This is a genomic window from Leucobacter shiyiweii (genome assembly GCF_052446065.1).
Taxonomy (GTDB): Bacteria; Actinomycetota; Actinomycetes; order Actinomycetales; family Microbacteriaceae; genus Leucobacter.
This window is the reverse complement of the sequence record NZ_CM127080.1, coordinates 2170525-2190254: the sequence shown is the minus strand read 5'-3', so window position 1 is coordinate 2190254 and position 19730 is coordinate 2170525. Positions and strand designations below refer to the sequence as shown.

Sequence of the window (19730 nt, the reverse complement as noted above, 5' to 3'; positions counted from 1 at the left end):
ATCATGACAACGAGCGGTGACGCGTCAGAGTACGCGGTAAAGATTGACGGGCTCGTCAAGCGGTTTGACGCGAACACCGCTCTTGACGAGGTCAGCCTCACGGTCGCCCCCCGAACCGTTCACGCCCTTCTTGGCATGAACGGTTCGGGGAAGTCCACGATCGTGAAGATTCTCTCGGGCTACCATCAAGCAGATGCGGGCGAAGTGCTGGTCGGAGATATCAATGGCAAGCCGGGGCGTATTGCCTTCGTGCACCAAGACCTTGCCCTGATCCAGGACATGACAGTTGTCGAGAACTTCGCACTCGGACGCAAGATGGCCATGAAAGTCTGTGTGATTGATTGGCGCACTGAGCGGGAGCAGGCAAAGAAATGGCTGCAACTCTTTTCGATCGATCACCTCGTCGACACTGAGCTCTCCCAGATCACAAAGTCTGAGCAGACGATCGTCGCGATTGCGAGAGCGCTGTCGCAGGGGGACGGGGACATCTCGCTACTGGTGCTGGACGAACCTACGTCTACCCTTCCCGCAGCAGAGACTCAACAGCTGCTTGCGGTGATGCGAGATGTTGCTGCGCAAGGCATCGGAATATTGTTCGTCACTCATCGCCTCGCCGAGGTGATGAGCATCGCAGATGAGATCTCTGTGCTGCGTAACGGCCATCTGGTCTACAGTGCAGCCATCGCCGATACCAGCGTGAACGGTATCGCCGCCGCGATGGCAGGTAAGGAACTCGAGGCATACGAGTCCGAAGCAGTACAAGATGTCGCGGAGGTCGCAGATCATCACGAGGCGGATCAAGAGATCCTTCTCTCTGCCACGAACCTCAACGCGGACACGGTGCGAGACCTCGATCTTCATCTTTACCGGGGAGAGGTGCTCGGTATCATCGGGCTTCTTGGAAGCGGCATCGAAGATCTCGGGGACATCCTCACCGCAAGGGCGAAGCCCAAAACGGGCGAGGTCGTACTCAACGACCGCGTGCTTGTTCCGAGCGAGATGAATCGGGTCGGCTATGTGCCGGCGAACAGATCGGTCTACGGCACGCTGAAGGGCATGACTGCTCGTGAGAATGCGTCGATCACCAGCATCGAGACGTACGTCACAGGCGGGCGAATCGATAAGAAACGCGAATTCTCGGACATGCATCTCGCATTCGAAGAGATGACCGTCTACCCGAACCAGCCCGAGCTGACGATCGAATCGCTGAGCGGCGGCAACCAGCAGAAGGTGCTCTTTGCACGATGGCTCACGACTCAAGCGGAAGCGATTCTTGCCGTTGAGCCAACTCAAGGCGTAGATGTCCACGCGAAAGCGCAGATTCTCGGTGTGCTTCGTGAGCGAGCCAAAGAAGGACTCGGGGTGATCCTCATCTCCGGCGAGCCGGAGGAAATCATCACCTCATGCGACCGCGTCCTGGTGCTAGGCCAGGGCAAGGTCGTGGGCGAATTCACTGCCCCGGTCGAAGTCGACGAAGCAGTATCAAGAATGCACAAGGAGAGCTAAACCATGTCTCAAGCACAGACCGCAAAAGCTACGAGCGAGCCTTCCGGCGCAGCGGTGAGGAGATTCTTCGAACGCTATGCAATGCTGCTCCTGCTTCTGGTGTTGGTAGTTCTATTTAGCGTCCTGCTGCCCAAGTCGTTCGCAACTGGCGGAAACGCTTCGACGATCCTGCTTGAGAACACCGTGCTGGCAGTTCTTGCGCTATCGGTCATGCTTCCGCTGGTGGTGAATGAGTTCGACCTATCGGTGGCGTCTGTAATGGGCTTTTCCGCGATGCTCGCAGCCGGCCTGTCGGCAAAACAGGGCGCACCAACCTGGCTGGTGTTCGTCGCCATTCTGGCTTTCTCCCTCGCTATCGGAGGTTTGCACGCGCTGCTTATCGTTCGATTCAAGCTGCCCTCATTCATCGTAACGCTCGGTACGAACTCCGCGCTCATGGGTGCGATTCTTTTGTACTCCGGTGGCGCGGTCATCTACGAGTCCGTACCTGAAGCGATCACAGTCATTGGTACACACAAGATCTTGGGCATTGGTCTGCCCGTGTATGTGCTCTTCGTGCTCGTTGTGGTGCTTTGGTTCTTGCTCGAGAAGCGACCGGTCGGCCGTAAGCTCTATGCGGTCGGCTCAAACGAAGAGGCATCGCGACTTGCCGGCATTAAGACCGGAAAGGTACGCGCCTGGGTCATGATCAGTGCTTCATTGATCGCTGGTCTTGCCGGTCTACTGCTTACTGCCCGTGTCGGGTCGGCATCTCCGACCACATTCCAGTCCTTCTTCCTCCCAGCCTTCGCCGCAGCGTTCCTAAGCCTCGCGGCCTACAAACCGGGGCAATACAACCCGCTCGGTGTGGTCACCGCGGTGTACCTGATCGGTACCGGAATCTCGGGGCTGAGCCTTCTCGGAGTTCCTTCCTGGTTCGAGTCTGTCTTCCACGGTGTGGCGCTCATCATCGCTATAGCCCTGTCGAAGATGCTGACTAAGGGCGGCGGGCGTTCGATCACGCCTCCGTAAACGAGCAGGGCGACGGCGAGCGTCGCATTGCCCCAAGCAATAATGAATTGAAAGGTGAGATGATGCGGATCGATCTGAATTGCGATCTTGGTGAGCACTACGGTGCATGGCGCATGGGCGAAGACGAAGCCATGATCGAAATTGTGACGAGCGCCAACGTCGCGTGTGGGTTCCACGCAGGTGATCCGCGTTCCATCTCCTCCACTCTTCAGGCAGCGGCGGCAAACGGGGTCAAAGTCGGTGCCCACGTCGCCTACCCGGATCTCGTCGGCTTTGGGCGTCGACAGATGAATATCGCGTCGGCTGACCTCACCGCTGACGTCATTTACCAAATTGGGGCTTTGCAGGCGCTCGCCAAGGCTGCTGGCACCACCGTCGACTATGTAAAACCGCACGGCGCGCTGTACAACACCATTGCCCACGATGAGCGACAGGCCGCGGCCGTCATTGAAGCGATACAGGCCGTTGATCCAAGCCTTGCGTTGGTGTGCTTGGCGGGGTCGAGCCTCATCAATCAAGCTCGAGAGCTGGGTCTGCGTACCGTTGCTGAGGCGTTTGCGGACCGAGCATATGAAGCAGACGGTTCCCTCACCCCTCGGACTGAGTCTGGTGCGGTGCTCCACGACCCCGAAGAGGTGGGTGAACGGATGCTGCGTCTCGTGCGCGAAGGCACAATTGAAGCACGGGATGGCAGTTCCTTGCCCCTGAACGCCGAATCGATCTGCGTTCATGGCGATAGCAACGGCGCAATCGACATGGCACGCGCCCTTAGTGCACGCCTTTCTGGCGCGGGCGTTGAGATCCGTTCCTTCGTGGGTGGTCGATGAGCGTGCCACGACCTACCATGGCGGTGACACAACTCCGGATTCGCCGTGCAGGGACTAGGTCGGTCTTGCTGGATTGCGGTGACCTTGAGAGTGCTCTGCACGTTCTCGAGGCTTTGGTCGACGCGAAGGCTGCGGGTGATATTCAGGCGGATGAGTTCGTGTCGGCGGCTGAGACTGTGCTCATCAGAGGCGGGGATGCATGTCGACCCGAACTTCTCGGCCCGAAGCTCCGGACGATACTGGATTCGCATGGCTCGAATAATCGCCAATATGAAGAAGTTCCAAAGGAAGTCATTCCGGTGGACTACAGCGGACCGGACCTGGCCGAGGTGGCCGAGCTCACTGGGCTGAGCATCGATGAGGTCATTAGGCGGCATACCCAAGCGGAGTACACCGTGGCATTTACCGGGTTCGCACCGGGCTTCGCGTATCTCGCGGGCGGTGACGAGTCACTCGTGGTGCCCAGGCGCACCACTCCCAGGCTTCGCATTGAAGCCGGATCAGTGAGCCTGGCAGACAACTTCACCGGCATCTATCCTCGCGAGAGCCCGGGCGGTTGGCAGGTCATCGGTCGCACCAGAATCCCTATGTGGGATCTTGGCCGAACTCCGCCGGCTTTACTTCGGCCGGGTGGTCGCGTCAGATTCACGGTCGACAAGCAATCCATCTTGGTGCGGAGTGCTGATCGGGCCGATGCCGCACCTCAGCCCACCCCGCCCAAGGGCTTTGAAATGCTGCGGGTCGTTGAGCCAGGTCTTCAGCCGTTGATTGAAGACCTCGGTCGCCCGAATCTTGCTGATCTTGGGGTTTCGGCTTCTGGCGCAGCAGACAGATCCGCGCTCAAGAACGCCAACAGAGCCGTCGGCAATGATGCGAATGCTCCGGGGGTCGAACTGGGCCTCGGAACTTTCTCCGCTCAGGCACTCCGCACTGGCGTGATGGCAGTTTGCGGCGCACCCCGTAGAGGTTCTGTGACCGGCCCTCTCGGCACCCGCCAGATTCCTTATGGGCGTGCCTTCCGAGTCGACGCAGGAGAGACCATTACGCTCGCATTGCCAGAGCGCGGCCTCCGAACAGTACTTGCCTTGAGGGGCGGCATTCAGGCGCCTCGGGTGCTCGGCAGTGCCTCCCGAGATACCCTGGCGGGCATGGGTCCCAACCCCCTTGCTGCGGGCGACGTCCTTCTCGTAGGGGAAGAGCCTTCCGGGGTCGTCGGTTTGCCGGTCGATGAAAACGTAAACAATCTGCCTTCAGGTGGCACGGTTACTGCGCTGAGAGTGGTTCCTGGCCCGCGCGATTCATGGTTCAGCGAAGAGGGCCTTCATCACTTCTGGCAGAGTCGTTGGGAAGTGTCCCCGCGTAGCGATCGCGTGGGCGTCAGGCTTTCGGGGGAGCCGATAGCTCGAGCCGAGGAGTATGCAGGGCGTGAACTCCCAAGCGAAGGCTTGGCGAATGGCGCCATCCAAGTGCCGTCCGACGGTCAGCCGGTCTTGTTTCTAGTCGACCGCCCGCTGACGGGTGGGTATCCCGTAATTGGTGTGGTGTGCGAGGAAGACCTCGACATGGCTGCACAGCTTCCGCCGGGCGCCTTCGTCCGTTTCATCCCGTATGTTCTCGCTTCTGACGAGAATTCTGTTTGTTCTAGTCACGAAGGAGAACTGTCGTGAGTCTCAAGAAGATCCTCATCGCCAACCGGGGCGAGATAGCGGTGCGTATTATTCGTGCAGCCAAGGAAGCAGAGATCGCGAGCGTCGCGGTTTACGCCGATGATGACGCGGACGCGCTGCACGTGCGTCTCGCCGACGAGGCATACGCCCTTCATGGGCGAACGCCCGCTGATAGCTATTTGAGCATCGAGAAACTCCTCGCTGCCGCGGATCGTGCGGGTGCAGATTCGGTTCACCCCGGCTATGGGTTTCTATCGGAACGTGCCGACTTTGCCAGCGCCGTCATCGCCGCGGGTTTGACATGGATCGGCCCGAACCCTGAAACGATTGAGATGCTTGGCGACAAAGCGAGGGCCAGGATCCTTGCTTCCGAAGTTGGTGCGCCGCTCGTGCCGGGTACCAAAGGCGCGGTGAAAGACGTCGAAGAGGTGCTCGACTTTGCCAATAAGTTTGGGCTTCCGATAGCGATCAAAGCGGTCTTCGGCGGGGGCGGGCGCGGCATGCGTGTGGTCCGTGACCATGCAGAGATTCGAGACGCCTACGAGTCGGCGGTTCGCGAAGCTGTCACGGCGTTCGGGCGGGGAGATTGCCTGGTCGAGCGGTTCCTCGATCGACCGCGACATATTGAAGCTCAGGTGCTCGGTGACAAACACGGTCGTGTTGCCGTGATTGGGACCCGCGACTGCTCGCTGCAACGACGCAACCAGAAGCTGGTCGAAGAAGCACCCGCACCGTTCCTGAATGACGAGCTTCGCGCCCGCATTCACCAGTCCGCGGCTGATGTGTGCGCCGCGGCAGGGTACGTCGGAGCAGGCACGGTGGAGTTCCTGCTCGGAGAAGACGGCACCCTATCCTTTCTCGAAGTGAACACCAGGCTCCAGGTCGAGCATCCTGTCACGGAGCAGGTGACAGGCGTCGACCTCGTGCAGGAGCAGTTCCGCATTGCCGCGGGCGAGCCCATGTCCGTGCCAGACGCCATTCCGACGTTCGGGCACGCGATCGAGTTCCGAATCAACGCGGAGGATCCGGGCCTCGGATTCTTGCCGACCCCCGGCATGATTCAGCGCTTCGACGCACCCGGCGGGCAGGGAGTGCGCTTGGACGCGGGCGTCTACGCTGGCTACGCGGTGCCCGGAAGCTTTGATTCAATGCTCGCAAAACTCATCGTCTGGGGTGCTGACCGGGAGCAGGCGCTTGCAAGGTCGAGGCGTGCTCTTGAGGAGTTCCAGATCGAGGGCATTGCCACGGTGCTTCCCTTCTACCGCCACGTCGTTAGCAATCCTGCGTTTACGGCAGCTAACGGAAGTTTTGCAATTCATACTCGTTGGATCGAGGAAGAGTGCACAGCGACGTTTGAACCCGCCACCGCAGTCCCGGCGCCCGGAGAATCCCGGCTTGCCCGCATGCCGATTGAGATTGATGGGCGTCTCGTCGAACTCGGGCTTCCCGAATCTCTCCTGTCACGCTTGGCTGCGGGGTCAGTTGCCGCCGCCGTCGATATGGAGGACGTGCAAGCGACAGGGCCAGCGGATCCAGGAGCGCTTATTGCCCCATTCGCCGGAACGTTGAGCTCGTGGAAGATTGATGACGGAGATGAAGTGCGCGTGGGAGAGACCGTGGCAGTTCTCGAGGCGATGAAGATGGAAGTTCCCGTCAAAGCGCCCCGTGCTGGCCGTCTTGTCCAGAACGCTGCAGTAAGCAGCGTCGTTGGCGCAAACGATGTGATTGGCTCGGTGGGCGCGTAGAGATACCGCTCGAACCATCAGAGACGAAAAACGTAGAAGGAGACCCCATGTCGAAGATCACAGCGACTGCTGAGCAGCTCGCAGAAGCCAGGGCTGCTCGGGCCTTATACCGGGCCGGCCAAGTTGCGCCGACGAGTGGAATCGCGCACGGCCTTGTGCAGGCGAACCTGATCTCGGTGCCAGCTGATTGGGCTTACGACGTGCTGCTGTACGCACAGCGGAACCCGAAGCCCTGCCCGGTGCTTGAGGTGCTTGAGGCCGGAGGCACTGAGTCAAAGCTTGCTCCGGGTTCCGATCTTCGTACCGACATCCCTGCTTACCGGGTGTGGAGGGATGGCATGCTCACGGAAGAAATCGCTGACGCCTCATCTGCTTGGGAAGAGCACCCAGACCTGGTCTCGTTTCTGATCGGCTGCAGTTTCACATTCGAAGCGGGGCTCGTAGATGCCGGCATCGAGATTCGCCATCAAACCCTTGGCCGCAACGTGCCAATGTACCGCACCAATCGCGCCTGCGAGCCTGCCGGGCGCCTGAAGGGTGACTTAGTCGTTTCCATGCGGCCGATTCCCGCGGATCGGGTCGCTGACGCAGTGCAGATCTCCGGGCGCTACCCCGCGGTGCATGGTGCTCCGGTGCAGATCGGCGACCCTGAGGGTCTCGGTATTCGTGACCTCTTTCAACCTGATTTCGGAGATGCGCCTCACCTTGAGGAAGGCGAAGTGCCGGTGTTCTGGGCGTGCGGTGTGACCCCGCAGGCCGCGATCGTGGCCTCAAAACCTCCCTTCGCCTTGACTCACTCGCCGGGGTACATGTTTATCACGAACATTCCGGACAGCGCATATTTTGCGTAGCTACTTTTGTCGATAACGAACATCTGTTCGAAGTTGCGGGCACAGAGGGCGATAGCAGCCAAGTGGTTTCCTATCATCTTTGCCTTTTCAATCCGCCGCCCGTCTCATCGCATTCTCAATCAGACGCCACCCCTGGGTATCCGTAGCTCGAGGATGCGGCGGTCAAGTCCCGTGGAGTGGTGTAACGGTCTCTCTTCGGAATTTGTCAAGGCGGATGAGGCCGGTGGGTGTTAGGCGGCGAGTTGGATCTCGTCGGCTGATGGCTGGTTGATCCACGAGACCGGTTCTCGGTCGAGGATCTTGGGGCGGGCGTTCGCGCGTGTTCCGAATCGTTCCGGGTGTGCACGGCGCGCCTGGTCGAGCGCGGCATCTCGGTCGCGATCGACCGCGTCTGCAAGCCCGTAGTTCACGTTGGCGGGCGTATGCATGCCGATCCCGGTATGCCGGTGGTGATGGTTGTAGGCGTTCACGAACTGGGTCTGCTGAGGCTTTGGTTGAGTCCGGGGTTTATGCCGCCAGAGTGACGGCATCCATCATTATGGCCTCGAACTCGACCGGTGTCAGCTTCCCGAGCCGGCGCTGCCGACGTTTGCGGTGATACTTCCCCTCGATCCATGACACGATCGCGAGGCGCAGCTCCTGCCGGGTCCGCCACGAGCCCCGGTCGAGCACGTTCTTCTGCAGCAGCGAGAAAAAGCTCTCCATCGCAGCGTTATCTCCGCACGCCCCCACTCTTCCCATCGACCCTTTGAGCTTGTATCGCTTCAGCGCCTTCTGGAACTTCCGGCTTCGAAATTGACCAGATTCAACCGGTCGATGCAACACCGGCTTGTTGAACCAAGAGTAGCTGCTCATTGAATGCCTCCGCCGGAGTCTTCCACCCAAGAGATTTCCGAGGCCTCGAGTTCAACGCATGAGCAACCGCCTCAAGATCATCAGCACCCCATCGTGAGAGGTCAGTGCCCTTTGGGAAATACTGCCGGAGCAGCCCGTTCGTGTTCTCGTTCGTGCCCCGCTGCCATGGCGATTGCGGGTCGGCGAAGAACACCGGGATCCCGGTTTCGACCCGGAACTGCGCATGCGCCGACATCTCTTTCCCACGATCCCACGTCAACGACCTCACGAGCTCTTCCGGGAACGTCGACATCGTGTTCGCGAGCGCGTTCTTCATCGTGATTGCACCATACCCAGCCAACGCTGGCCCATTCTTCGGCGTCTCCTTATGCCGGTACCCTTCCTCGCGCGGCAGATGCACCAGTTTGGTGTATCTCGTCGTCCGTTCAACCACAGTGCCAATCGCAGAACGCTCCAAACCGATGAGCAAGTCACCCTCCCAATGCCCCGGCACCGCACGATCCGCGGCCTCAGCTGGCCGCTCGCTGATCAGTGTTTCCAGGGTGACATGCGCCCAAGTCTTCCGACGCGACCGCTCCCGCGGCGCCCGAAGCGCTCGCCCTGTTCGTAAACACCACACCAGTTCTCGCTTCAACGCACCCCTTCCCTCGATGTAGAGGGCCTGGTAGATCGCTTCGTGACTGATGCGCATACTCTCATCATCGGGGAACTCGACCCTGATCCGATTCGCAATCTGCTCAGGACTCCATGCCCATACCCATGCCCGGTCCTTGCGGTGCGGTTTGTTGCGTCCAGTGAACCGCGGAGACACCGGTCCAGCGACCGTCACCCCATCGGGATGCGTGATCTCCCCGCTTAACCGGTCCTGCACATACTCCCGCAGCCTCGGGTTCGCCACCAGCTTCGCGACCTTCGGACGCTTCGCAGCCATGTCGGCTTTCCATTGCGCGACTGATGCACGATACCCCCGATTCGTACTCCGTGTCGCAGTATTCCTTCGCAACTCACGAGAGATCGTGCCGGGATCACGCCCAATCGCCCGCGCGATCTCGCGCACCCCTTTGCCCTGCACACGCAGCAACGCGATCTCTTCACGCTCCGTAAACGATAGGTAGCGACCCGAGGGCTGATGGTTCAGGTTGAATGGCGGCATTCCCCCAGCATTCCGGAACCACCGCGTCGTCACCGCAGGCGCAACCCCGATCTGCTCGGCAGCTTCCTCCGCGAGGAGCCCTTGCGCGATGAGCAACCAGAACCCAGCCTCGACCGGTCGTTGATACTTCGGGTGCCCCGGGGATCTGAGCTTCTGCCGGACCGCTCGATCCGCGTCCTGCTGTCTTCGCGCCATTCCACACCTCCGCGTTCAAGGTGTTGCGACGACCAATTGAATCCGCCCTATTTTGGGGGCGTGATGTGTACCTGTGACAAATATGCTGCCGCACGCCTAAGCACTTCGTTCTCCATCTCGAGCTCGCGGATCCGCTTCAACGCGGCCCGCATCTCGCGCTGCTCATCAGGGTCCTTCGACGGGGTCATTCCATAGGTTTTGAACCTGGAATCTTGGATCCACGCGCCGAGCGCGGACTTCGAGATCCCGAGGTCTTTACACACGGTTTTCTGGGAGATACCGGAGTCCACGAGCGCGACAGCGTCACGCTTGAATTCCTCGCTGTACTTGATCGGCATGATCATCATCCTTCCAGCACAGCCCCGGAAAGCTATGCAGACTTGGACTCAACCAAACCGACAGCAGACCCAAACCGGAGCTAGCATTCCGGTTCAGTCGGAGAGGCGCTCGTCGTTACCTAGGGTTCCTTCTCCGACTGCATCCCGCGAACGCGTGTCCGCTAGCACCCGTGGACGTAGAGCTTCTTGTTGAGGAACTCCTCGACTCCGTAGCGCCCGAGTTCCCGTCCGAATCCGCTGCGCTTAATTCCGCCGAATGGCAAATTCGGCCCATCGAGTCCGACGCCATTGATGAAGACCATGCCGACCTCGAGACGGTCGCCGATGCGCTCCGCGCGTTCGGGATCCTGGCAGACGACCACGGAGCCCAGGCCGTAGGCCGAGCTGTTCGCGAGCTCGATCGCCTCCTCATCAGACGAGACCCGGTAGAGTACGGCGACCGGCCCGAAGAGCTCCTCTCTGTAGAGGTCCATCTCCGGGGTTACGCCGCTCAGCACGGTCGGGGGGAAGAAGCAGCCGTCCGCGCTCACGGCGCCCACATGCAGTTCAGCGCCGGCGTCGATTGCCTTCGAGACCTGGGCGGTGAGCGTTGCCGCAGCCTGGGCGGACGAGAGCGGACCGAGATCGATCCCCATGCGTTCGGCGCTTCCCATGGTGAGATTGCCCATCGTCGCGATGAACTTCTCGGAGAACTCGTCGTAGTACTCGTCGAGCACGACGATCCTCTTCGAGCCGTTGCAGGCCTGGCCGCTATTCTCGAGCCGACCGCTTACCGCCATTTCGACAGCCGAGTCTATGTCGTTGGTGTCGAGAACCAGGAAAGCATCTGATCCGCCGAGCTCCAGCACGACCTTCTTCAGGTGGCGCCCCGCGAGCTCGGCCACTGCGGCACCGGCACGCTCGGAGCCGGTGAGGGAGACTCCCTGAACCCGGGGATCGGCGATGACGACGGCGATCTGCTCGTGCGTCGCCCGGATGTCGGTGTAGGCACCCTCGGGGAAGCCGGCGTCGGCGAAGATGCGTGCGATTGCCGACGCCGACCGCGGACACTGTTCCGCGTGCTTGAGTAGGATGGTATTGCCCGCGATGAGGTTCGGACCCGCGAAGCGCGCGACCTGGTAGTAGGGGAAGTTCCAGGGCATGATCCCAAGGATGACTCCGAGACCGTGCCTGCGGACGAACGCGCGACCGCCGTCCGGGTTGGGGAGCTCCTCGTCGGCGAGGAACCCGACCCCGTTGTCGGCGTAGTAGCGGTAGATGAGGGCGCTAAACTCGACCTCGCCGCGCGCCTGCCCGATCGGCTTGCCCATTTCCTCAGATATGATCTGCGCCAGCTCGTCGACCCGCTCCAAATGCAGGTCCGCGACCCGGCCAACGAGCTCTGCCCGTTCTGCGCGTCTCTGCCAATCCCCGAACTCTCGGTAGCGGGTATCGGCTCTCGAGATGGCCGACTCCACCTCCGCATCGCTCGCGGTTTCGAACGTCTCGACGACTTCGCCGGTGGAAGGATTGGTAACCTGATACTTCATAGGTTCTCGCTCGTTTCTGCGTCTGTTGTGGAGTGAGTAAGGTCAAGCAGAGGGCGTAGGAGCACTCTGGACGGGTGGGAAGCTCGGCGAGGGCGGGCTCTGCACCCACATCACTTCGGCGTCGGCGCTGCCGATGTTCTGCACGCGGTGTGGTACTGAGCTCGGGTACTCGATGCTGTCGTGTTTGTCTAGGGTGTACGACTCGTCGCCGAGCTCGAGCAGAACCCTGCCGCTGAGCACGATCAGGAACTCCTGGGATGCGTCATGCGCGTGGGGCTTCTCGCCACTCGCGCCGCCTACCGCGAAACGGCCGATGTAGATCTCGACGTTCTTCATCAGCGGCGGGGAGATGAAGAACTTTGAGGAGCCGTCGGAGATCTGAGTGGACGGCTGGCCCTCGGCCCGCTGCACGCCGCGGGTGTTCTTCGGGTTCGGATCGAGCAGCTCGGACACGGAAGTAGAAAGAGCGCTCGCAATTTTATGTAGCGAAGAGATGCTCGCGTCGGTGCGACCACGTTCCAGCTGGCTCAGGAAGCTGGGGCTTAATCCTGACTGGGCCGCGAGCGCCCGCAGGCTCATACTGTGTAGCTTGCGGCGTTCGCTGACGCGGCGACCGAGGTCGTCTTTGGCTTCCATTGTCATGCTCCCGAAAAAATGGTCATCGACTGCTGCGCCGACGGCTCGCGGTTTCAGTGCCGTGTTGTCTCGAAGGCTCTGTCGGCGTGCAATATACTTAAACATGTTGTATTTCTATATAGAACGATATCACGATGATTCAGTAGAACAGGTGATGTTTTCCCTCGATGTCAACGGTTGTTGTTTGGTGGTCATAAATCTCAGATTCCAATCAGCCACGTGATTTCAGCCAATCTAACAGTGAGGTAACGATCTCGTGATTGACTGCACAAAGTGTATAGTAATAGTGTCGCCAAGCCTCCGAAGCGAGGTTTTAATCGAACAAGGGAGTTGCGATGAAGAAAATGGCAGTGGGGGTAACAGTCGCCGGTCTGGCGTTGACGCTTGTTGGATGTTCAGGAGGCGGCGGACAAGAAGCTGCGTCCGATAGAGATTTCGGTACGCCGGTCGCAGGTGAGGTCGTGCCTGGCATTCTCGACGGGGTGACGCTCGCTGTCGCCGACTCGGGAGGCGTCTCTCAGGAAGGCCGCACCGAGGCGATTTGGGACCCGTTCGCTGAGGAGTCGGGCGCCGAGGTCATCCAAGACTCGTTCGAAGCGGCCAAACTCAAGGCTATGGTCGAGTCGGGCAATGTCACGTGGGACATTGCGAATACCACAGTTCTCGACGCAGGCCAGTACTGCGGCGAGTTGTACGAGGAGCTTGACTACTCGATGATCGACATCTCGAGCGTGCCCGAGGGCACGATCACGAATGACTGCATGGTGCCGACCATTAGCTACGGGTTTATCGTGGCTTACAACACCGAAGTTTTCGGGGACAACCCGCCCAACACTGCTTCGGACTTCTTCGACACAGAGAAGTTCCCCGGCAAACGAGCCATAGGTCTGAGCACCTATGTCGAGCCGCAGGTGCTTGAATTCGCTCTCCTTGGTGACGGTAAGGGTGGCGACGCCCGCTCGGTCGACGACATTGCCTACGCAATTGATAAGTACAAGTCACTCGGCTCCGACCTCATTACCTGGACAACCGGTGCAGAGTCGCAGCAGCAACTCGAGTCGGGCGAGGTTGTCATGAGTCTCGTTTGGAGCTCGCGCGGCTTCGGTGCTACCGACGCCGGCGCACCCGTGGCGCCGATGTGGGGCGAGTGGATCCTCGGGGTGGACGCTCTCACTGTGCCAAAGGGCGTTCAGGATCCGGAGGCTTCCTTCGCTGCGCTGAACTTCTTCCTCGGCGAGCAGCAGCAGACTAAGGCGAGTGAGCTCACTTCGTTCGCGCCGGTGAACGTGAACTCCAAGCCGGAGCTGTCGGAGACCGCTGAGCAGTGGTTCATCAACAACCATCTTGACACGGGAAAAACGATCGACATGCAGTTCTGGACCGAGAACTACTCCGCGCTTGAGGAGGCCTGGATCGCCTGGGCCTCGGGCTCCTGAACAGTGAATGACTGGAAGTTCGCATGACGAAGCGACAGTCAGCAGCAGGTGGCTCGGCGATGCGCCGGGCCACCCCGTTGTTGTTGCTCCCGGCGTTGCTCATTGTGACGTTGTTCTTCATTGTGCCGATTATCGTCGTCGCGTGGAGGAGTGCCAGCGACCCAGTGATCGGACTGCAGAACTATGAATGGCTTCTCTCGAGCGAGTCGTTCCTGACGGTGCTGATCCGTACCTTTCTGGTCTCGACTATTGTTACCCTCGGGTGCATCCTGATCGCCTACCCTTACGCCTACTTCATGACGGTGGTAGGCGGAACTGTCCAGAAGCTGCTCATGATCGCAGTACTCATGCCTCTGTGGACCAGCATCCTCGTCCGCACACTCGCATGGATGGTTCTGCTGCAGGACTCCGGACCCATCAACGACGTGCTCGAGTTCGTTGGCATCGGTAGGCAGTCGCTCATCCGCACCACGTTCGGAGTGGGTCTCGGCATGCTCCAAGTGTTGCTGCCGTTCATGGTCTTACCGCTCTACTCATCGATGCTGAACATCGATCGTAGGCTCGTCCCGGCGGCTCGGAGCCTCGGAGCCTCGCCGGTCGCTGCTTTCTTCAAGGTCTACCTGCCGCTGTCACTGCCCGGTGTCGTCGCGGGAGCCACTACCGTATTCATTCTCGGCCTCGGATTTTACATCGTGCCTGCCCTGCTTGGCTCGCCGCAGACCACCATGCTATCGGCACTTATCTACCAGCAGTTCTCGGCATTCCTGGATTGGGGCAGAGGATCAGCGATGGGTATCGCACTGCTTCTGATCGCCATGCTTTTCCTGGCTTTCCTTGCATTCGTCTCCTCAAGGATTAACAACCGTGGACGAAGGAGGAACTCATGAAACTCCGGATCTTCCTCGGTGCGTTCGCGGTGATCGTTGTGGTGTGGCTCGTTGCACCGACCCTTGTGATCGTGCCGATCTCGTTCACTGATCGTGCGTCATTTAACTTCCCGCCGCAGGGCTGGTCGTTGCAATGGTACGAGAACTTCTTCACCGATACCGGCTGGTTGAAAGCCTTCTGGGCTTCCATCCGGGTTGCGCTGCTCACTGCCGTGGTTGCGGGATCGGCTGGCGTCGCCGCATCCCTTGCGATCCTGAAACTCCGGCCGAAGCTCGCTGCGACGGCAGAACAGTTCTTCATGCTGCCTCTCCTCGTGCCCGGCATCGTAATCGCCATCGGGCTCTACGCGATCTTCCTCTCTACTGGCCTGCTTGGCACCTTGTTTGGATTCGTGCTCGCCCACACGGTTGTCTCGCTGCCTCTAGTGATGACCAACGTGCTCGCGAGCCTACGAGGAGTCGACGAACGGATGGCTGACGCGGCGGCGACGCTCGGCGCAAACCGTTGGGAGACTTTCAGATACGTGACGCTGCCACTGATTGCGCCGGGCGTTATCAGCGGAGCGCTCTTAGCATTCGTCACCTCTTTTGACGAGGTAATCCTCTCCCTGTTCATACAGACCCCCTACTTGCAGACACTGCCGGTGAAGATCTTTCGCTCGGTGACCAAGGACACCGATCCGACTGTGGCCGCGGTCTCGGTGATGGTGATGCTCGCCTCCATCACCATCATGATGCTTGCTCAATTCGCGGGCCGACGCGGGCGCCGGCCGGTGAACCGCCGATGAACGGCAGTGCCGTGGGTGGGTCGAACCATGCAGAATGAAGGAAAAATAGTGAATTCAGAAACGAACGCCGAACCGGGTGTCCGCATAGCAAACTTGACCAAGCGGTACGGGGCCAAGACGGTCGTCGACGACATCAGCATAGACATTGAGCGCGGAGAGTTCGTCACCTTCTTGGGTCCTAGCGGCTCCGGCAAGACGACCACGTTGAGCATGATCGCCGGATTCACAGACGTGACGAGCGGCGACATCGAGATCCACGATCGTTCGGTCTCGGCTATACCGCCACACAAGCGCGACATCGGCATGGTGTTCCAGAACTACGCGCTGTTCCCGCATCGCACTGTCCGAGGTAACATTGCCTTCCCCCTGGAGCGAAGGCAGGTGCCGAAGGCCCGCATCGCGAGCCAAATCGATGATGCCCTCGACATGGTATACATGCGCGAGTACGCAGAACGGTATCCACAGGAGCTGAGCGGCGGGCAACAGCAGCGCGTCGCCCTAGCCCGAGCTCTTGTCTACAACCCAGCAGTGTTACTGATGGACGAGCCACTCGGTGCGCTTGACAAGAAGCTGCGCGACTGGCTGCAGGGCGAGATTAAGCGGATCCACCGCGAGGTGAGATCCACATTCCTCTACGTGACACACGACCAGGAGGAGGCGCTGTCGCTCTCCGACCGCATCGCAGTATTCAACGACGGGCGGATCGAGCAGCTCGGCACTCCTCAGGAGCTATACGAGAGCCCGAGCACCCTGTTCGTCGGCACCTTCGTGGGAGACTCCACGTTGGTCCGAGCGAGCGACGCGCAGCCGGTAGCCGGCGGCCTGACAGAGGCACTCGCCTACGGACGTCGTGTGGCAGGCAGGGGCTCGCTCACCGGCGAGGAGGGCGCAGTGCTCATCCGCCCCGAGAACATCAAGCTGATTCCAGCGGACGCCCCGACTCCGGATGCGAACTGCGCACTGCCGGTATCGCTTCTGACCGCGACCTATCTCGGCGAGGCCTGGCGCTACGAGTTCCGCCTACCTGACGGGTCGATCGGCATGGCGAAGGTTGACGGGGCCACCCGAACACTCCAGCCGGGAGAAGAGGCTCTGGCCGTCTGGGCCCCGGATAACGCAGTGGTTCTGTCCTACGATGACCGCCACGATCAGTTCCGCACCTGACTCACTGTGGGTTCCCGAACTCAACGCCTTCTCACCGACGAAAGCGAACATGAAGCAGATCTCATACTGGCTCGACACGGCCTCTCATTCCTTCGCGCAGGCCGATTCCGAGCGAACGGAGCTATCATTGCCCGGCGCTGTGGAGGCGTTGGTGGTCGGCGCCGGACTTACCGGACTCTCGACCGCCTACCACCTCGCGCTTGCGGGCGTGCGTCCAGTGGTGCTGGAAGCACACCACGTCGGCTGGGGTGCGTCAGGGCGCAACGGCGGCATGGCGACGACGGGACTCTCGATCTCATTGCAGGCCGCGGTGAAGAGGTTCGGCGAGCAACGCGCTGCCCAGCTGCGACAGTTCTACAATGATGCGATCGATCTCCTTGAGATAATCTCGGAGGCCGAGGGTGCCGATACCGAGTTCCGCCGCGCAGGCCTGATGAACCTCGCCGCGCGCCGCGGTCACCTGGATCATTACCAACGAGAGGCGGAGTTGATCGGGGCGCTTACCCCCTACGAAGCCCGCTTCCTGGATCGGGAGGGCATCGCAGAGGAGATCGGATCGTCGGCGTACTTCGGCGGCATGATCGATCCAGCGGGCGCGAGCTTGCACCCCGTTAAATTCCTGCAGACCCTCGCGCGGGGTATCGAGAGGCGCGGTGGCGTCATCCTCGAAGGCGTAAGGGTTGAAGGCATCGAGCAGCAGGGAGCGGGCCATGCGGTGCGCACCGATCGCGGCACGATCGTCGCGGATCAGCTGGTCGTCGCGACTGGCGCCCACTCCCGACGGCCGTTCGGGTGGCTGCAGCGAAGAATCGCTCCTGTCGGTAGCTTCGTGATCGTCACCGAGCAACTCGGAGCGGATGTCGCAAACGCCCTGCTGCCCAACCGCCGCGTCTGCTCGGACAGCAAGGAGTTGCTCAACTACTTCCGCCTCACCGAAGACGACCGTCTCGCTTTCGGCGGCCGGGCGCGCTTCATGAGCAAAGACATCGCCTACGATCGCAAGAGTGCCGAGATCCTGCAGCAGCAGATGATCGGGCTCTTCCCACAGCTCGGAGGCGCGCGGGTCGAGTACGGCTGGGGCGGCCTCGTCGACATCAGCATGGACCGCATGGTTCACTCAGGCACCCACGACGGCTGGTGGTTTTCGGAAGGGTATAGCGGTCACGGCGTCCAGATGGCGACCTACATGGGTAAGGTGCTCGCCGGCAACATCACGGGCAACACCGACAACCCGTGGCAGGATCTCCCGAACCCGCCGATCCCCGGGCATCTCGGTTGGCCCTGGTTCGTCCCGGTCGCCGGCCTCTATTACGTCGCGCGGGACGCGATCTCCAAGTGAGGCGGAAATGACCCTGCAGGATCAGAGCCGCACACCCTATGCAGATGCGCTAGCGCGGCACCGGGATCGAATCCGCCACCGTTTCATGATCCCCGGCCACGCCGCGAACCAGTACGGTGGCGGATCGAAGCTCGCGCGGTTCCTGGGCGATCGAGCACTCTCCCTCGACATCCCGCAGCTGATCTCCGGCATCGACATCGGCGAGAATCACGCTTACGGCGAGTCGAGGCGGCTCGCGGCGGAAGCCTGGAGCGCGCGCACCACCTGGTTCCTCACAAACGGTGCCTCACAGGGCAACCGGATGGCGCTGATGGCGCTCGCCACCCTTGGCGACAGGGTGCTCGTGCAGCGTAGCTCGCACTCAAGCGTTTACGACGGGCTGGTCATGTCAGGCCTTGAGCCTGTCTACGCGATGCCCCTGATAGACGCCACGCATCACACTGCACAGGGGGTCACGGCCGACGAGGTCGAGCACGCTCTCGTCGAAGCTATGGATCAGGGCCGACCCATCGCGGGCGTGATCGTGGTAAGCCCGAGTTACTTCGGTGTGGTTGCCGACCTGCCTGCCATCTCCAAAGTCTGCCGAGCTCACGGAGCGGTGCTCGTCGTCGACGGATCGTGGGGGGCCCATTTCGGTTTCCACCCAGGCGTCCCCGAGTGCCCCACGCGCCTCGGCGCCGACATCGTCCTCAGCAGCATCCACAAGCTCGGCGGAAGCTTGACGCAGACGGCGATGCTTCATCTGTCGGAAGGAACGCGCGGCAGCGCGGACGGCGTGACCGAAGCCCTCGAGTCTGCGCTCAACTCCGCTTACCTGCTCACAGAGTCGACCAGTCTGAACTCGTTGCTCCTGGCCTCGCTCGACATTGCACGAAGCGAGCTGGCCACTGGAAGGGATCGAATTGGAGAGGCGCTCAACGCCGCTGCCGAGCTCAGGCGCCTCATTCGGGAGCATCCGTTATTGCGCCTCGCCGAGGACGACTTCGCCGAAGGGCGAGACGCCGCCGGGATTGACCCCCTCCACGTATCTATCGATGTGCGTCACACGGGGATGAGCGGCATGCGTCTGAAACACGAGCTAAGCGAGGGATCGAATGCAACCTTCTTGGAGATTGCAACCCCGACGACCATCGTCGCCCTGATTGGAGCTTTCTCGAGTCCTGAACCGGTCGCGCTGATCGACGCGATAGAGCGCGTCGAGGCGACTGCCAGTGAGGCCGATGCTGGGGGAGTTAACCTTGGTGCTGAGCCATTGCCAGGTCTGCCTACGCACGGCGAGGCGTTGCTGACACCGAGGCAAGCCTATCTCTCGCAACATGAGACGGTGCCCGCGGGTGAGGCTGTGGGTCGAGTGTCGGCCTCAATGCTCGCCGCCTACCCTCCGGGGATCCCTAATCTGGTGCCCGGCGAGATTGTTACCGACGAAGCCATCGCCTATCTGCGCGAGGTTGCGCGCACTCCCGGCGGGTATGTGCGGGGAGCCGAGGATCCAGGCGTCACGCGCCTCAGGGTCTGCGCCGATAAACGGTAGCTCAATCGGAGGTCCGAACCGCCGATTGATAGACGAGTCTGCTGCATTCGTCGGTGACAGCTTGATCTCATCTACAGTCTGGAAACCTATCGTCATGTTGAGCGTCAAGCTAGGGCGAGTGGCCATTCGTAGATTACTTAGACCTCGACCTCAAACGGTGGGAGATACCCGAGCCCGTTACTACTCCCGTGACAACACGGTGACAACAATTGCAGAGTATTCCTCGATGTCTACCCCAGCTCTTTGCTATCAACACCGTTGAAATTGCGCGG

General features: G+C 60.8%; 16 protein-coding genes and 2 pseudogenes. 12 read left to right on the top strand and 6 right to left on the bottom strand.

What is annotated here, in order from left to right:
• The first annotated feature begins 3 nt into the window (after positions 1 to 3).
• Genes ACTNFJ_RS10205 through ACTNFJ_RS10180 form a run of 6 tightly spaced genes read left to right on the top strand, consistent with a single transcriptional unit; the run spans position 4 to position 7607 of the window.
• Positions 4 to 1506: a sugar ABC transporter ATP-binding protein gene (locus ACTNFJ_RS10205; protein WP_435906200.1), complete on the top strand. Its 1503-nt coding sequence runs from the start codon at positions 4 to 6 to the stop codon at positions 1504 to 1506.
• Positions 1507 to 1509: 3 nt separating this feature from the next.
• Positions 1510 to 2517: an ABC transporter permease gene (locus ACTNFJ_RS10200; protein WP_435906199.1), complete on the top strand. Its 1008-nt coding sequence runs from the start codon at positions 1510 to 1512 to the stop codon at positions 2515 to 2517.
• Positions 2518 to 2576: 59 nt separating this feature from the next.
• Positions 2577 to 3344 carry a LamB/YcsF family protein gene (locus ACTNFJ_RS10195; protein WP_435906198.1) on the top strand — a complete coding sequence of 256 codons (768 nt, stop codon included), beginning with the start codon at positions 2577 to 2579 and terminating at the stop codon, positions 3342 to 3344.
• On the top strand, positions 3341 to 5011 hold the full coding sequence (locus tag ACTNFJ_RS10190) for a 5-oxoprolinase subunit B/C family protein (RefSeq protein ID WP_435906197.1): 1671 nt from the start codon (positions 3341 to 3343) through the stop codon (positions 5009 to 5011). The genes ACTNFJ_RS10195 and ACTNFJ_RS10190 overlap by 4 nt, the downstream gene beginning before the upstream one ends.
• On the top strand, positions 5008 to 6756 hold the full coding sequence (locus ACTNFJ_RS10185; protein ID WP_435906196.1) for an ATP-binding protein: 1749 nt from the start codon (positions 5008 to 5010) through the stop codon (positions 6754 to 6756). Before ACTNFJ_RS10190 ends, ACTNFJ_RS10185 begins: the two co-directional genes overlap by 4 nt.
• Before the next feature lie 47 nt (positions 6757 to 6803).
• Entirely contained in the window at positions 6804 to 7607 is an 804-nt protein-coding gene (locus ACTNFJ_RS10180; protein WP_435906195.1) for a putative hydro-lyase, read from the top strand.
• A gap of 230 nt (positions 7608 to 7837) precedes the next feature.
• Here ACTNFJ_RS10180 and ACTNFJ_RS10175 read toward each other — a convergent pair whose 3' ends face one another.
• From ACTNFJ_RS10175 to ACTNFJ_RS10150, 6 genes and pseudogenes are all read right to left on the bottom strand, one after another.
• On the bottom strand, positions 7838 to 8077 hold the full coding sequence (locus tag ACTNFJ_RS10175; RefSeq protein ID WP_435906194.1) for a hypothetical protein: 240 nt from the start codon (positions 8075 to 8077) through the stop codon (positions 7838 to 7840).
• Positions 8078 to 8114: 37 nt separating this feature from the next.
• A pseudogene (locus ACTNFJ_RS10170) lies at positions 8115 to 8405 on the bottom strand (integrase core domain-containing protein); the annotation flags it as partial.
• A gap of 7 nt (positions 8406 to 8412) precedes the next feature.
• Positions 8413 to 9810 (bottom strand): IS30 family transposase, encoded by a 1398-nt coding sequence (locus ACTNFJ_RS10165; protein WP_435906193.1) that lies wholly within the window; start codon positions 9808 to 9810, stop codon positions 8413 to 8415.
• A 50-nt stretch (positions 9811 to 9860) separates the two neighbouring features.
• A pseudogene (locus tag ACTNFJ_RS10160) lies at positions 9861 to 10148 on the bottom strand (transposase); the annotation flags it as partial.
• A gap of 161 nt (positions 10149 to 10309) precedes the next feature.
• Positions 10310 to 11677, bottom strand: a complete 1368-nt coding sequence (locus tag ACTNFJ_RS10155) for an NAD-dependent succinate-semialdehyde dehydrogenase (protein WP_435906192.1) — start codon at positions 11675 to 11677, stop codon at positions 10310 to 10312.
• A gap of 42 nt (positions 11678 to 11719) precedes the next feature.
• The gene (locus ACTNFJ_RS10150) at positions 11720 to 12418 is read right to left on the bottom strand and encodes a helix-turn-helix domain-containing protein (protein ID WP_435906191.1); all 699 of its coding nucleotides are present in this window, start codon (positions 12416 to 12418) and stop codon (positions 11720 to 11722) included.
• Between the two features lie 230 nt (positions 12419 to 12648).
• Between ACTNFJ_RS10150 and ACTNFJ_RS10145 the strand changes: the two genes are divergently transcribed.
• Genes ACTNFJ_RS10145 through ACTNFJ_RS10120 form a run of 6 tightly spaced genes read left to right on the top strand, consistent with a single transcriptional unit; the run spans position 12649 to position 19458 of the window.
• Positions 12649 to 13749, top strand: coding sequence for an extracellular solute-binding protein (locus tag ACTNFJ_RS10145; protein WP_435906190.1), 1101 nt, complete (start codon positions 12649 to 12651; stop codon positions 13747 to 13749).
• Between the two features lie 23 nt (positions 13750 to 13772).
• Positions 13773 to 14636, top strand: coding sequence for an ABC transporter permease (locus tag ACTNFJ_RS10140; protein WP_435906189.1), 864 nt, complete (start codon positions 13773 to 13775; stop codon positions 14634 to 14636).
• Positions 14633 to 15424 carry an ABC transporter permease gene (locus tag ACTNFJ_RS10135; protein ID WP_435906188.1) on the top strand — a complete coding sequence of 264 codons (792 nt, stop codon included), beginning with the start codon at positions 14633 to 14635 and terminating at the stop codon, positions 15422 to 15424. Before ACTNFJ_RS10140 ends, ACTNFJ_RS10135 begins: the two co-directional genes overlap by 4 nt.
• Positions 15425 to 15472: 48 nt before the next feature.
• Complete coding sequence (locus tag ACTNFJ_RS10130) at positions 15473 to 16588, top strand: ABC transporter ATP-binding protein (protein WP_435906187.1); 1116 nt, start codon at positions 15473 to 15475, stop codon at positions 16586 to 16588.
• Entirely contained in the window at positions 16560 to 17927 is a 1368-nt protein-coding gene (locus ACTNFJ_RS10125) for an NAD(P)/FAD-dependent oxidoreductase (RefSeq protein ID WP_435906186.1), read from the top strand. Before ACTNFJ_RS10130 ends, ACTNFJ_RS10125 begins: the two co-directional genes overlap by 29 nt.
• A 7-nt stretch (positions 17928 to 17934) precedes the next feature.
• Positions 17935 to 19458, top strand: coding sequence for an aminotransferase class I/II-fold pyridoxal phosphate-dependent enzyme (locus tag ACTNFJ_RS10120; RefSeq protein ID WP_435906185.1), 1524 nt, complete (start codon positions 17935 to 17937; stop codon positions 19456 to 19458).
• Positions 19459 to 19730 lie beyond the last annotated feature (272 nt).

What these genes read in the sequence shown, in the direction of transcription:
- ACTNFJ_RS10205 (WP_435906200.1), top strand. Translation starts at nt 4, where the DNA reads ATGACAACGAGCGGTGACGCGTCAGAGTACGCGGTAAAGATTGACGGG.
- ACTNFJ_RS10200 (WP_435906199.1), top strand. Translation starts at nt 1,510, where the DNA reads ATGTCTCAAGCACAGACCGCAAAAGCTACGAGCGAGCCTTCCGGCGCA.
- ACTNFJ_RS10195 (WP_435906198.1), top strand. Translation starts at nt 2,577, where the DNA reads ATGATGCGGATCGATCTGAATTGCGATCTTGGTGAGCACTACGGTGCA.
- ACTNFJ_RS10190 (WP_435906197.1), top strand. Translation starts at nt 3,341, where the DNA reads ATGAGCGTGCCACGACCTACCATGGCGGTGACACAACTCCGGATTCGC.
- ACTNFJ_RS10180 (WP_435906195.1), top strand. Translation starts at nt 6,804, where the DNA reads ATGTCGAAGATCACAGCGACTGCTGAGCAGCTCGCAGAAGCCAGGGCT.
- ACTNFJ_RS10165 (WP_435906193.1), bottom strand. Translation starts at nt 9,810, where the DNA reads ATGGCGCGAAGACAGCAGGACGCGGATCGAGCGGTCCGGCAGAAGCTC.
- ACTNFJ_RS10155 (WP_435906192.1), bottom strand. Translation starts at nt 11,677, where the DNA reads ATGAAGTATCAGGTTACCAATCCTTCCACCGGCGAAGTCGTCGAGACG.
- ACTNFJ_RS10150 (WP_435906191.1), bottom strand. Translation starts at nt 12,418, where the DNA reads ATGTTTAAGTATATTGCACGCCGACAGAGCCTTCGAGACAACACGGCA.
- ACTNFJ_RS10145 (WP_435906190.1), top strand. Translation starts at nt 12,649, where the DNA reads ATGAAGAAAATGGCAGTGGGGGTAACAGTCGCCGGTCTGGCGTTGACG.
- ACTNFJ_RS10140 (WP_435906189.1), top strand. Translation starts at nt 13,773, where the DNA reads ATGACGAAGCGACAGTCAGCAGCAGGTGGCTCGGCGATGCGCCGGGCC.
- ACTNFJ_RS10135 (WP_435906188.1), top strand. Translation starts at nt 14,633, where the DNA reads ATGAAACTCCGGATCTTCCTCGGTGCGTTCGCGGTGATCGTTGTGGTG.
- ACTNFJ_RS10125 (WP_435906186.1), top strand. Translation starts at nt 16,560, where the DNA reads ATGACCGCCACGATCAGTTCCGCACCTGACTCACTGTGGGTTCCCGAA.
- ACTNFJ_RS10120 (WP_435906185.1), top strand. Translation starts at nt 17,935, where the DNA reads ATGACCCTGCAGGATCAGAGCCGCACACCCTATGCAGATGCGCTAGCG.